The organism is Commensalibacter sp. ESL0382 (genome assembly GCF_009725775.1).
GTDB classification, from domain to species: domain Bacteria; phylum Pseudomonadota; class Alphaproteobacteria; order Acetobacterales; family Acetobacteraceae; genus Commensalibacter; species Commensalibacter melissae.
On the sequence record NZ_WNII01000011.1, the window covers coordinates 538,058 to 550,108 of the forward strand.

The window sequence follows — 12,051 nt, forward strand, 5'->3', positions numbered from 1 at the left end:
CCTTTCAAAAAAAACAGCGTCACCGTAACGAAACGGGACGCTGTAATTTTACCTTAAAATTAGAATGTAACATAATGTTTTGATCTAAAAATTGATCAAACTTAAATTATATTACCTCTTCATTTCCTAGGCATCTGCAGAAACATCCCCAGATGACGATAAAAGCTTTAGAGAACCACCAGCTTTTTTTACCGCTTCAACAGCTGCCGCTGATGCTCTTGACACTTCCAAGTTGATGGCCTGATTTAGATTTCCATTAGCAAGCAAACAGACGCCAGAGTATTTTTTTCCCTTAAATAAACCGGCTTCACGCAATGCTTTTTCATCGATTAAAGATGATGCATTCAATTTACCCTGCTCAATAGCGGATGAAAGGGTCCGAAGATTAATTTCCACATAATTTTTGCGAAAAATATTCTTGAACCCTCTTTTTGGCATACGACGGTAAAGTGGAAGCTGTCCACCTTCAAAGCCATTGATTGCCACACCTGAACGTGCCAACTGACCTTTCACGCCTTTACCTGATGTTTTGCCTTTACCAGAACCAATACCTCGTCCAAGACGTTTTTTACGGTATCTCGCTCCGGCATTATCACGAAGTTCATTTAGATTCATTTATCCCTCCACCTTAACGAGGTGACGAATCTTATTGATCATTCCCTGGACAGCTGGTGTATTTTCCAACTCACGGGTTGCACCAACACGATTCAAGCCAAGACCAGTCAATGTTTGCTTTTGATCTTTCTTACGACCAATTGCAGATGCTATCTGAGTTACTTTTACCGTATTACTAGCCATTTACAGCCTCCGCATTTTGAGACGCATGGCCAGAATCACGGCGACCAAGAATTTCAGACACCTTCTTTCCACGTCTTGCTGCAACAACTCTTGGACTTGCACATCTACGCAATGCATCAAAAGTTGCCTTTACCATATTATGTGGATTACGTGAACCTGTTGATTTCGCAACAACATCATTAATTCCAAGGCTTTCAAAAACCGCACGCATTGGACCGCCAGCAATAATACCAGTTCCCGAATCGGCAGATCTTAACACGACCTTACCGGCGCCATAAAAACCTTGCACATCATGATGCAATGTTCTGCCTTCTTTCATGGGAACACGTATCATTGATTTTTTAGCCTGCTCAGTTGCCTTGCGAATTGCTTCAGGCACCTCTCTGGCTTTACCGGCACCATATCCTACACGTCCACGCTGATCACCAACGACGACCAATGCAGCAAAGGCAAAGCGTCGACCACCTTTTACAACTTTAGCAACACGATTAATCGATACCAATTTGTCGATCAAATCTTCATTTTCACGTTCACGTCCACCGCGACCGCCTTCTTTCACTTCACGTGCCATTCGCGACTCCTTTTAGAACGAGAGCCCGCCCTCACGGGCAGCCTCAGCAAGCGCTTTTACACGCCCATGATAAATATAGGAGCCACGATCAAATACGACCTGTTCCAATCCTGCTGCCTTTGCACGCTCAGCAATCAACTTGCCTACGACACGAGCAGCATCAATATCAGCTCCAGTTTTAATTTGTTCTTTAGCCGCTGCATCCAAAGTTGAAGCAGCAACTAAAGTCTTACCAGCCATATCGTCAATAACTTGAGCATAAATATTTTTGCTTGAACGGAAAACCGAAAGACGTGGACGCCCGTTTCCTTTCTGACGAAGCTGATAACGCAACCGTCTGCGACGGCGCGTTTGTAATTCACGTTGCATACCCATTATTTTTTCTTGCCTTCTTTGCGACGTATAATCTCATCTTCATAACGAACACCTTTACCTTTATAAGGTTCAGGTTTTCTAAAATTACGTATATCCAGTGCGATTTGACCAACACGTTGTTTATCATTACCTTCAACAACGATTGCCGTTGGACGTGGCGTTGTAATTTTAATATCAGATGGAATTGGATAAACAACATCGTGTGAATAACCAAGATTCATAACAAGATTTGAACCTTGAACAGCGGCACGAAACCCAGTTCCCGTGATTTCCAGGGCCTTGGTATAACCTTCGGAAACACCTTTGACCATATTCGCAATTAATGCTCTGGTAGTGCCCCACATTGTTCTTGCGGCAACACCATCATCTTTTGGCTTAACAGTAACCTGATTATCTTCAATAACAGTTTCAATATGTTCAGATATAGGCAGAGACAATTCGCCTCTTTTACCTTTGACAACAATTTTACCGTCTTTCAGAGAAACTTGTACCCCTTGCGGAATCTGCACGGGATTTTTGCCTACACGTGACATTGATCCCTCCTCTTAGAATACACGACAGAGCACTTCACCACCAACATTGGCGGCACGTGCTTCAATATCAGATAAAACACCCTGAGGTGTTGACAAAATGGATACCCCAAGGCCACCATAAACACGTGGTAATTCTTTAATTTTAGAATAAACGCGACGACCTGGTTTAGATACTCTCTGAATTTCTTTAATAACAGGAGCACCTTCAGAATACTTCAATTCAATGCGAAGCTGGCTTATTCCCTTGCGAAGCTCTTCTTTCTTATATCCGCGAATATAACCTTCACGCTTTAATGCTTCCAAAACATTAACTCTCAAATTAGAAGCGGGAACCACACAAAATGAATGACGAGCTGATTGTGCATTACGTATACGGGTGAGCATATCACCCAATGGATCAGATAATGACATCTATATATCCCTTACCAGCTTGATTTAACCATACCAGGGATTTGCCCGGTAGATGCCAATTCACGCAATGCGATACGGCAAAGTTCAAATTTACGGTAATTCCCACGAGAGCGACCAGTTAGTTTACAACGCAAACGCACTCTTACTCGTGAACCATTACGAGGAAGTTTAGCCAATTTCAAAGATGCATCAAAACGATCTTCAACTGGTAAACTTCTATCCATTACAATATTTTTTAACGCAATGCGTTTTGCTTTATCACGTGCGGACATACGTGCACGCTTCGCATTACGATAAATGGCTGAAGTTTTTGCCATGTTTAATTTTACCCTCCGGAACCTGTCGACTATATCGACCGTTTTCCAAAAAAAACAAATTTGCAAGGTAATGTATCACCTTGCAGCGAAAGAACAATTTCCTATCCAATAAATGGAAGGGAAAATGCTTTTAACAAAGCCTTGGCTTCGTTATTGGTCTTGGCTGTTGTTACAAACACAATATCCATACCACGTACTTCGTCTACTTTATCGTAAACGATTTCAGGAAATACAATCTGTTCTTTCAAACCCATTGCAAAATTTCCACGACCATCAAATCCTTTGTTTGCCGGCAACCCTCTAAAATCACGAACACGCGGTAAAGCGATTGTAACCAAACGATCCAGAAATTCATACATACGGTTTTTACGTAATGTAACTTTACATCCAATGGGTAAACCAGCACGAATTTTAAATCCAGCAATCGCTTTCTTAGTAAGTGTTTTAACGGCTTTTTGACCGGCAATCAAGGTCATTTCTTCCGTGGCAGCATCCAGTTTCTTTTGATCGCCTGCCGCTTCTCCAACACCCATGTTTAAAACAATTTTTTCAAGACGCGGGATCTGCATCTCGTTTTTGTAATTGAATTGTTCACGTAACTTTTTACGCAATTCATTTTTGTAAAGCGTGTAAAGGCGTGCTTCAGAGCGAACTTGACTATTTTCTGACATATCCACCTCTCTTAACCTTCGATCACTTCACCGGTGGCTTTGGCAACACGAACCTTACGACCGTCTTCCAAAACCCTAAATCCAACACGAGTAGGTTTCCCTGATTTTGGATCTACCAATTTAAGATTTGACAAGTGAATAGCCTTTTCACGCTCAACAATGCCACCAGCATCACCCATGCGGGTTGGTTTCTTATGATGTTTGGCAACCGCCACACCACGAACCACTGCCTTATTTTCAACAGGGGAAATTGACAGGACTTCACCCTGCACACCTTTCTGAGGCCCTGTAATAACGATTACTTGATCGCCTTTTTTAATACGTGCTGCCATTATAAAACCTCCGGAGCTAAGGAGATAATTTTCATGAATTGACGTGCACGCAATTCCCTTACTACCGGGCCGAAAATACGTGTGCCAATTGGTTCGTTTTGTTTATTTATCAATACAGCAGCATTTTTATCAAAACGTATTGAGGTTCCATCAGGACGACGAACAGGATAGCTTGTTCTGACAATCACAGCCTGATGGACATCACCTTTTTTTACTTTGCCACGAGGAATAGCCTCTTTGACAGAAACGACGATCACGTCGCCGACCGAAGCGGTTTTCCGCTTTGAACCGCCCAGTACCTTAATGCACTGCACCTCTCTTGCACCTGAATTATCAGCCACAGTTAGGTTGGTCTCGGGATGGATCATAGTTAAGCCTCCCTTAAGCTTCTATGCTGGATACTTGCTCAGCCGCACCAAGAGGTGCACCGTTGCGAGAAATCACAGTCCATGTTTTCCTTTTTGAAATCGGAGGAGATTCAATGATACGAACCATATCTCCAATTTGACACTCATTTAATTCGTCATGCGCCGCATATTTTTTCGAACGACGAATGAATTTTTTATAAAGCGGGTGCATAACGCGACGAACAACCAAAACAGAAACTGTTTTGTCCATTTTATCGCTTGTCACCCGACCGGTTAGAACGCGCCTTGGCATCGCCCATTAACTCCTCAGGACTTGCCGGCAGATGCGGCAGCACCTGCGGCGTTTTTGTTAACTTCAGTCATAATGGTCTTAATCCGTGCAATATCTCGACGGATTACCCCAATTCGACCCACACCCTCATTTTGACCAGTCGCACGTTGGAAACGTAAATTAAATTGTTCACGTCGCAAATCAATTAACAACGTCTTTAATTCGTCTACCGTTTTAGCGCGCAGATCAGCTGGCTTATTTGCCTTTGCCATTCTAGGCCTCTCCTATACGGGTTACAAATTTCGTTTTAATTGGCAGCTTCGCAGCACCGAGCGTTAACGCCTCTTTTGCAATTTCGGGACTTACACCTTCAATCTCAAATAGGATACGACCTGGTTTGATACGAGCAACCCAATATTCAGGAGACCCTTTTCCAGATCCCATACGAACTTCTGCTGGTTTACTAGAGACAGGAAGGTCTGGAAAAACTCTAATCCACACACGTCCCATACGTTTCATCGCACGTGTAATCGCACGACGAGACGCTTCAATTTGACGGGCTGTAATACGTTCTGGCTGCAGTGCTTTCAAACCATAGGTTCCAAAATTAAGCTCTGTCCCACCTTTAGCCATTCCGTGAATACGGCCTTTATGAGCTTTGCGGAATTTAGTCCGCCGCGGAGATAGCATTATTTAAAATCCTCATGCGTTGTAATAGCCTTATTAATAACTATTATGCTCCAATTAATCAATTACCTTTGTGGTGCCTGATCAGCAGCACGGCGATCCTGGGCCAATGGATCATGGGCCATGATTTCGCCCTTAAAAATCCAAACCTTTACACCACATTTCCCATAGGTTGTATGAGCTGCGGCAACACCATAATCAATATCTGCTCTTAAAGTATGCAAGGGAACGCGTCCTTCACGATACCATTCGATGCGTGCAATTTCAGCACCGCCAAGACGACCACTGCAATTGATACGAATTCCTTGCGCACCTAAACGCATTGCTGACTGCACTGCTCTTTTCATAGCACGACGAAACGCCACACGTCTTTCCAGCTGCTGGGCAATATTTTCAGCAACAAGTGTCGCATCAATTTCTGGTTTACGTATTTCAACAATATTCAATGCAACCTCTGCACCGGCCATTGATGTTAATTCTTTACGTAAGCTATCAATATCCTGACCTTTTTTACCAATAACGATTCCGGGGCGCGCCGCATAAATCGTTACACGAGGCTTTTTAGCTGGTCGTTCAATAACAACCCTGGAAACACCCGCACCTGCAAGTTTCTTGCGTAAATGGTCACGAAGTTTGAAATCTTCAAATAATAATTTGGTATAATCATTATCTGCATACCAACGACTATCCCAAGTACGATTGATACCCAAACGCAACCCAATTGGATTAACTTTTTGACCCATATTATGCTGCCTTTCCTTCAGAAGAATCGTTTTCGTCACGCTCAGCAACGACAATCTTCAAATGACTAAAGAATTTCTGAATTTGCGCTGAACGTCCACGACCCCTGGCATGAAAACGACGCATAACCATCGCTTTACCTACCTCTGCCTTGGATACAACCAAACGGTCTACATCAAGTTGATGATTGTTTTCCGCATTTGCAATCGCGCTTTCCAGAACTGTTTTAACTTCTTTAGCAATTCTTCTTTTAGAAAAGGTTAATTTTGCCAAAGCAGTGGATGCAGGTTGATTACGAATCAATCCAGCAACAAGATTTAGTTTTCGTGGACTTACACGAATATTACGTCCAATTGCCTGAGCTTCGGTTTCAGCGAGTGCACGATCATGTTTTGGTTTGCTCATATCCTAGCCCCGCTTTACTTTTTTGTCTGCTGCATGACCATTGAATGTACGGGTTGGAGAAAATTCACCGAATTTATGACCTACCATATTTTCACTGACCTGCACTGGTAAAAATTTATGGCCGTTGTAAACACCAAAAACCAAACCAACAAACTGCGGCAAAATGGTGGAACGGCGTGACCAAATTTTGATTACATCGTTACGACCTGAAGCGCGTGCGGTTTCAGCTTTCTTAAGTAAATACCCGTCTACAAACGGGCCTTTCCAGACGGATCTTGCCATCTCTATTTGCCCCTTTTATTTGCCTGTCTTACGGCGACGGATAATCAAGCTGTCCGTACGCTTATTGACTCTTGTTTTATAACCTTTAGTTGGTTTACCCCATGGTGTCACAGGATGACGACCACCAGAAGTACGACCTTCACCACCACCATGAGGATGGTCAACCGGGTTCATGACAACACCACGGTTGTGTGGACGACGGCCTAACCAACGGCTACGTCCCGCCTTACCAAAATGCTGGTTCATGTTATCTGGATTGGATACGGCACCAACTGTTGCCATACATTCACCACGTACCAAACGCAATTCATTCGACTGCAGTTTGATTTGTGCATATCCAGCATCCTTACCAACCAACTGAGCGTAAGTTCCAGCTGAACGAACCAGTTTTCCGCCAGCTCCTTCTTTTAATTCAATATTGTGAATAATGGTTCCTACAGGGATAGCTGCTAAAGGCATTGCATTTCCAGGTTTAACATCTACACGCTGACCTGCGATTACAACATCTCCAGCTTTTAATCTTTGAGGTGCCAGAATATAAGATAACTCACCGTCTTCATATTTGATCAACGCGATAAAAGCAGTTCGATTGGGATCATATTCTAACCGTTCAACAGTTGCAGGCATATCATATTTACGTCTTTTAAAATCGACATAACGATATGACTGTTTATGCCCACCCCCAATAAAACGAGAGGTAATTCGACCATTATTATTACGTCCACCCGTCTTGTTCTTACCTTCGGTAAGCGTCTTGACAGGTTTACCTTTCCAAAGCTCCTTACGGTCAATTAGAACCGTGCCACGAAGACTTGGAGTAACTGGTTTAAAGTGCTTAAGTGCCATTAATTCCTACCTCACACTTATGACAACTTGGTTGTCAAATCAATTGACTGACCTTCAGCAAGTTGAACAAAAGCTTTTTTAACATCAGAACGACGCCCTAACCGACCTCGAAATCTTTTTGTCTTACCTTTTAAAATCAGCGTATTAACACCCAACACTTTCACACCGAACAAAGTTTCAATCGCAACTTTGATCTGAGGCTTAGTAGCGTTTGATGCAACTTTAAACGCAATTTGATTTTTTTCAGACAAAAAGGTTGCCTTTTCAGTAATCAAGGGTGCGCGAATAATGTTAAACATCGCTTCACGAGACATTTTTTCCGCCTTTTGGCGAATTGAAAGAATATTCGTCATACCAGGCGCTCCTTTAACCCATCAACTGCTGCGCGCGTAATAGCCAAAATGTCATGATTTAAAATGTCATAAACATTTGCACCAATTGTTGGAAGAATATCTACTGAAGCGATATTTCTTACTGCACGTCCAAAATTCTCATCAATATTTGCATCAATAATTAAAGTTGAATTCCAGCCCAACACTTTTAATTTTGCAGCTAATTCAGATGTTTTTGCAGTATTATTGGCTTCGTCAATAACGACCAACTTACCTTCTGCCAATTTCTGTGATAAAGCAGAAATAAGACCAAGACGCCTTACTTTCTTTGGCAAATCATACCCATGATCACGCACTACTGGACCATGAACAATGCCACCGGTACGAAACTGCGGTCCACGTAACGAACCTTGACGCGCATTACCTGTACCTTTTTGCCGATAAGGTTTTTTTGTTGTTCCAGAAACTTCACCACGCCCCTTAATCTTATGATTGCCAGAACGACGTTTAGCAAGCTGCCAATGCACAACTCTTGCCATAATATCTTGACGGGGTTCAATACCGAAAATTTCATCTGGAAGCGTAATATTGCCAGCACTTCCATTATCGAAGGTTTTGATTTCTACATCCATAGTGTTCAACCTTCCTCAGCAACCATTGCCAATGCTGCCGGAAATGGTGCATCAGCATGACGAGGCTTTTTGATCGCATCACGCAAGAGAACAAACCCGTTTTTCGCACCAGGCACTGCACCTTTAATCATGATCAAATTTTTCTCTACATCTACAGCAGCAACCTCAAGATTCTGCGTCGTTACACGCTCACTACCTAAATGGCCTGCCATCTTCTTATTTTTAAATGTTTTACCGGGGTCTTGTCTATTCCCTGTGGAACCATGCGAACGATGACTAATTGAAACACCATGAGTTGCTTCCAACCCCTTGAAATTCCAACGTTTCATTCCACCTGCAAATCCCTTACCTTTACTGGTCCCAGTTACGTCCACCTTTTGTCCTACAACAAAATGAGCGGCAGTCAATCTTGCCCCCGCCTCAACAACAGCGTCTTCCGTAACACGAAATTCTACAAGTTTCTGTTTTGGTTCAACTTTTACCCGTGCAAAATGACCACGATTAGGCTTGCTAACATTTTTTACCTTAGCTTTACCATACCCCAATTGAAGGGCTGTGTATCCATCACGTTCATTTGTACGAGCATCAACTACTTGTACTTCATCCAAGTACAATACAGTGACTGGCACATGAGTGCCGTCCTCTTTAAATAGTCGGGTCATTCCCAACTTTTTTGCGATCAATCCTGTACGCATCGTCTGGACCTTATAGCTTAATCTCGACATCAACGCCAGCGGCGAGGTCAAGTTTCATGAGAGCGTCCACGGTCTGCGGGTTGGGCTCAACAATATCTAACAAACGCCGGTGCGTTCTGATTTCGAACTGCTCACGACTCTTCTTATCAATATGGGGTGAGCGGTTAACTGTAAACCGCTCAATGTGCGTTGGCAACGGGATTGGCCCCCTTACCTGTGCCCCCGTACGCTTCGCTGTATTTACGATTTCACGAGTGCTATTATCCAACACACGATAATCGTAAGCTTTAAGGCGAATACGGATGTTTTGGCTTTCCATTTATTTCTGCCTACAAAAACGAATCCTTTTCGGATCCAAGAACAACAAGATTCCCAGCCGCAAAAACAGCTGGGAATCCAAACTAATTAGCCGAGACTATTCGGTAATTTTGGAAACTACACCAGCCCCAACAGTACGTCCACCTTCGCGAATAGCGAATCGCAGACCTTCATCCATGGCAATAGGAGCAATCAATTCAACATCCATTGCCGCATTATCACCAGGCATCACCATTTCCACACCTTCTGGAAGATGTACAACACCAGTTACGTCAGTTGTACGGAAATAGAATTGTGGACGGTAATTGGTAAAGAATGGAGTATGACGCCCACCTTCTTCTTTTGTAAGAATATAAGCTTCCGCCTTGAATTTGTTATGTGGCTTAATGGTTCCTGGTTTAGCCAGAACTTGACCACGTTCAACATCTTCACGTTTTGTTCCACGAAGAAGCGCACCGATATTGTCACCCGCTTCACCACGGTCAAGCAATTTGCGGAACATTTCAACACCGGTAACCGTTGTTTTTGTTGTTGGATGAATACCAACAATTTCAACTTCTTCACCAACAGTGATTTCACCACGTTCCACACGTCCGGTGACAACCGTACCACGTCCAGAAATAGAGAAAACATCCTCAATTGGCATCAAGAATGGACGATCAATTGGACGTTCTGGCTGCGGGATATATTCATCAACAGCATTCATCAGGTCAAGAATACGGTTTTTACCCAATTCTGGATCACCGTCTTCAAGAGCAACCAAAGCTGATCCTTTGATAATGGGAATATCATCTCCAGGAAATTCATACGAAGAAAGTAATTCACGAATTTCCATTTCAACAAGCTCAAGAAGTTCAGGATCATCAACTTGGTCACATTTATTCATGAATACAACCAGTGCTGGAACGCCAACCTGACGAGCCAAAAGAATATGTTCACGAGTCTGTGGCATAGGACCGTCAGCAGCTGAAACAACCAGGATAGCACCATCCATCTGTGCCGCACCTGTGATCATGTTTTTAACATAGTCAGCGTGACCAGGACAGTCAACATGAGCATAGTGACGTTTGTCTGTTTCATACTCAACGTGTGCTGTTGAAATAGTAATACCACGGGCACGTTCTTCAGGTGCCTTATCGATCATGTCATAGGCAGTAAAATCCGCACCGCCTTTTTCCGCCAAAACTTTCGTTATAGCAGCTGTTAATGTTGTTTTACCATGATCAACGTGACCAATAGTTCCAATGTTACAGTGCGGTTTATTCCGCTCAAATTTAGCCTTTGCCATTGTCTCTCTCCGTTAACTCGGTTTTTACCAAGAAATTCGGTTAAAATAAATTAAGTTCAAACTTATACTTACCAGCGATAATGACTGAATGCTTTATTTGCTTCAGCCATACGGTGAGTATCCTCGCGCTTTTTAACAGCCGCTCCACGATTATTGATAGCGTCATGCAATTCGTTTGACAATCTTTCTTGCATAGTATTTTCGCCACGTTTGCGGGAAGCGTCAATTAACCAGCGAATTGCTAATGCCTGACGACGGTCAGCACGAACTTCTACAGGCACCTGGTACGTTGCACCACCTACACGTCGTGAACGAACTTCAACGGCTGGCTTAACATTATCCAAAGCTTCGTGAAACAGGTTTACAGGGTCCGCTGATTCACCGCCACGGGCGCGTAGAGATTCCAATGCACCATAAACGATTTTTTCAGCAATAGATTTTTTACCATCATACATCAACGCATTCATGAAACGCGTGATGACCACATCACCAAACTTAGGATCGGGAAGTATCTCACGCTTTACTGCGCGGTGTCGGCGACTCATGCCTTTTAATTCCTCTTATTTTGGACGTTTAGCACCATACAAAGAACGACGTTGACGTCGCTTTGCGATTCCTTGTGTATCCAGAACACCACGTAAAATATGATAACGCACGCCTGGCAAATCCTTAACACGTCCACCACGTATTAAGACCACACTATGTTCTTGCAAGTTATGACCTTCACCAGGAATATAACTCACCACCTCATAACCGTTCGTCAGACGTACCTTTGCAACTTTACGCAATGCTGAGTTTGGCTTTTTAGGTGTTGTTGTATAAACACGAGTACATACCCCTCGTTTTTGCGGGCATCCCTGCAAAGCAGGAACCTTATTGCGCTTGGCAGCAGGTTCGCGGCCTTTAGCGATTAATTGGTTAATGGTCGGCATTCGCCTTTCCCGATCCTTACTATTTCTAGGTCAAGCAACGCAATATTGTTACTCGACGGTCATTACAACAATTAACATTTAATTAAATAAATGCCACTAAAGTTGGCATAAAAATAAAACCATATACCTTATAAACGATGTTTTATCTAATGTGCCATAAATTTATTCAACAGATAACGATGCTTTTTAACAAGACCCTTGTTAAATTGCAAGCTATTTTTAAAACAGCTTAAAATTGAACTAAGT

24 protein-coding genes are annotated in these 12,051 nt (G+C 43.0%); all 24 read right to left on the minus strand.

Going from position 1 to position 12,051, the window contains the following annotated elements; all coding sequences use genetic code 11:
* Positions 1-126: 126 nt before the first annotated feature.
* Positions 127-615, minus strand: coding sequence for a 50S ribosomal protein L15 (gene rplO, locus GM552_RS06645; RefSeq protein ID WP_110438387.1), 489 nt, complete (start codon positions 613-615; stop codon positions 127-129).
* Positions 616-798, minus strand: a complete 183-nt coding sequence (gene rpmD, locus GM552_RS06650; protein ID WP_122123900.1) for a 50S ribosomal protein L30 — start codon at positions 796-798, stop codon at positions 616-618.
* A complete protein-coding gene (gene rpsE, locus GM552_RS06655) occupies positions 791-1,369 on the minus strand; it encodes a 30S ribosomal protein S5 (RefSeq protein ID WP_110438389.1) in 579 nt (192 codons plus the stop codon). Before rpsE ends, rpmD begins: the two co-directional genes overlap by 8 nt.
* A 12-nt stretch (positions 1,370-1,381) precedes the next feature.
* Positions 1,382-1,744, minus strand: a complete 363-nt coding sequence (gene rplR, locus GM552_RS06660; protein ID WP_155565779.1) for a 50S ribosomal protein L18 — start codon at positions 1,742-1,744, stop codon at positions 1,382-1,384.
* Complete coding sequence (gene rplF / locus GM552_RS06665) at positions 1,744-2,277, minus strand: 50S ribosomal protein L6 (RefSeq protein WP_155565780.1); 534 nt, start codon at positions 2,275-2,277, stop codon at positions 1,744-1,746. The genes rplR and rplF overlap by 1 nt, the downstream gene beginning before the upstream one ends.
* A 12-nt stretch (positions 2,278-2,289) precedes the next feature.
* Positions 2,290-2,688, minus strand: coding sequence for a 30S ribosomal protein S8 (gene rpsH, locus GM552_RS06670; protein ID WP_110438392.1), 399 nt, complete (start codon positions 2,686-2,688; stop codon positions 2,290-2,292).
* Between the two features lie 11 nt (positions 2,689-2,699).
* Complete coding sequence (gene rpsN, locus GM552_RS06675) at positions 2,700-3,005, minus strand: 30S ribosomal protein S14 (RefSeq protein ID WP_110438393.1); 306 nt, start codon at positions 3,003-3,005, stop codon at positions 2,700-2,702.
* 101 nt (positions 3,006-3,106) lie between these two features.
* Entirely contained in the window at positions 3,107-3,676 is a 570-nt protein-coding gene (rplE, locus tag GM552_RS06680; RefSeq protein ID WP_155565781.1) for a 50S ribosomal protein L5, read from the minus strand.
* An 11-nt stretch (positions 3,677-3,687) separates the two neighbouring features.
* Positions 3,688-4,008 carry a 50S ribosomal protein L24 gene (gene rplX, locus GM552_RS06685; protein ID WP_155565782.1) on the minus strand — a complete coding sequence of 107 codons (321 nt, stop codon included), beginning with the start codon at positions 4,006-4,008 and terminating at the stop codon, positions 3,688-3,690.
* Positions 4,008-4,376: a 50S ribosomal protein L14 gene (gene rplN, locus GM552_RS06690; RefSeq protein WP_110438396.1), complete on the minus strand. Its 369-nt coding sequence runs from the start codon at positions 4,374-4,376 to the stop codon at positions 4,008-4,010. The genes rplX and rplN overlap by 1 nt, the downstream gene beginning before the upstream one ends.
* A gap of 13 nt (positions 4,377-4,389) precedes the next feature.
* A complete protein-coding gene (rpsQ, locus tag GM552_RS06695) occupies positions 4,390-4,668 on the minus strand; it encodes a 30S ribosomal protein S17 (RefSeq protein ID WP_110438397.1) in 279 nt (92 codons plus the stop codon).
* Between the two features lie 14 nt (positions 4,669-4,682).
* A complete protein-coding gene (rpmC, locus tag GM552_RS06700) occupies positions 4,683-4,919 on the minus strand; it encodes a 50S ribosomal protein L29 (protein ID WP_110438398.1) in 237 nt (78 codons plus the stop codon).
* A gap of 1 nt (position 4,920) precedes the next feature.
* Positions 4,921-5,337, minus strand: a complete 417-nt coding sequence (gene rplP, locus GM552_RS06705) for a 50S ribosomal protein L16 (protein ID WP_110438399.1) — start codon at positions 5,335-5,337, stop codon at positions 4,921-4,923.
* A gap of 62 nt (positions 5,338-5,399) precedes the next feature.
* A complete protein-coding gene (rpsC, locus tag GM552_RS06710; protein ID WP_155565783.1) occupies positions 5,400-6,077 on the minus strand; it encodes a 30S ribosomal protein S3 in 678 nt (225 codons plus the stop codon).
* Position 6,078: 1 nt separating this feature from the next.
* A complete protein-coding gene (gene rplV / locus GM552_RS06715) occupies positions 6,079-6,480 on the minus strand; it encodes a 50S ribosomal protein L22 (protein WP_155565784.1) in 402 nt (133 codons plus the stop codon).
* A gap of 3 nt (positions 6,481-6,483) precedes the next feature.
* Positions 6,484-6,762 carry a 30S ribosomal protein S19 gene (gene rpsS, locus GM552_RS06720; RefSeq protein WP_110438402.1) on the minus strand — a complete coding sequence of 93 codons (279 nt, stop codon included), beginning with the start codon at positions 6,760-6,762 and terminating at the stop codon, positions 6,484-6,486.
* 15 nt (positions 6,763-6,777) lie between these two features.
* Positions 6,778-7,608 carry a 50S ribosomal protein L2 gene (gene rplB, locus GM552_RS06725; RefSeq protein WP_110438403.1) on the minus strand — a complete coding sequence of 277 codons (831 nt, stop codon included), beginning with the start codon at positions 7,606-7,608 and terminating at the stop codon, positions 6,778-6,780.
* A 17-nt stretch (positions 7,609-7,625) separates the two neighbouring features.
* Complete coding sequence (locus tag GM552_RS06730) at positions 7,626-7,922, minus strand: 50S ribosomal protein L23 (RefSeq protein ID WP_196424276.1); 297 nt, start codon at positions 7,920-7,922, stop codon at positions 7,626-7,628.
* Positions 7,923-7,957: 35 nt separating this feature from the next.
* Entirely contained in the window at positions 7,958-8,572 is a 615-nt protein-coding gene (gene rplD, locus GM552_RS06735; protein WP_110438405.1) for a 50S ribosomal protein L4, read from the minus strand.
* A gap of 5 nt (positions 8,573-8,577) precedes the next feature.
* Positions 8,578-9,267, minus strand: coding sequence for a 50S ribosomal protein L3 (gene rplC / locus GM552_RS06740; protein WP_155565786.1), 690 nt, complete (start codon positions 9,265-9,267; stop codon positions 8,578-8,580).
* A gap of 10 nt (positions 9,268-9,277) precedes the next feature.
* Positions 9,278-9,586: a 30S ribosomal protein S10 gene (gene rpsJ / locus GM552_RS06745; RefSeq protein WP_110438407.1), complete on the minus strand. Its 309-nt coding sequence runs from the start codon at positions 9,584-9,586 to the stop codon at positions 9,278-9,280.
* 96 nt (positions 9,587-9,682) lie between these two features.
* Positions 9,683-10,873, minus strand: coding sequence for an elongation factor Tu (gene tuf, locus GM552_RS06750; protein WP_110438408.1), 1,191 nt, complete (start codon positions 10,871-10,873; stop codon positions 9,683-9,685).
* A gap of 68 nt (positions 10,874-10,941) precedes the next feature.
* Positions 10,942-11,418, minus strand: coding sequence for a 30S ribosomal protein S7 (gene rpsG, locus GM552_RS06755; RefSeq protein WP_122123905.1), 477 nt, complete (start codon positions 11,416-11,418; stop codon positions 10,942-10,944).
* 15 nt (positions 11,419-11,433) lie between these two features.
* Entirely contained in the window at positions 11,434-11,805 is a 372-nt protein-coding gene (gene rpsL, locus GM552_RS06760) for a 30S ribosomal protein S12 (protein WP_003621118.1), read from the minus strand.
* Positions 11,806-12,051: the final 246 nt, after the last annotated feature.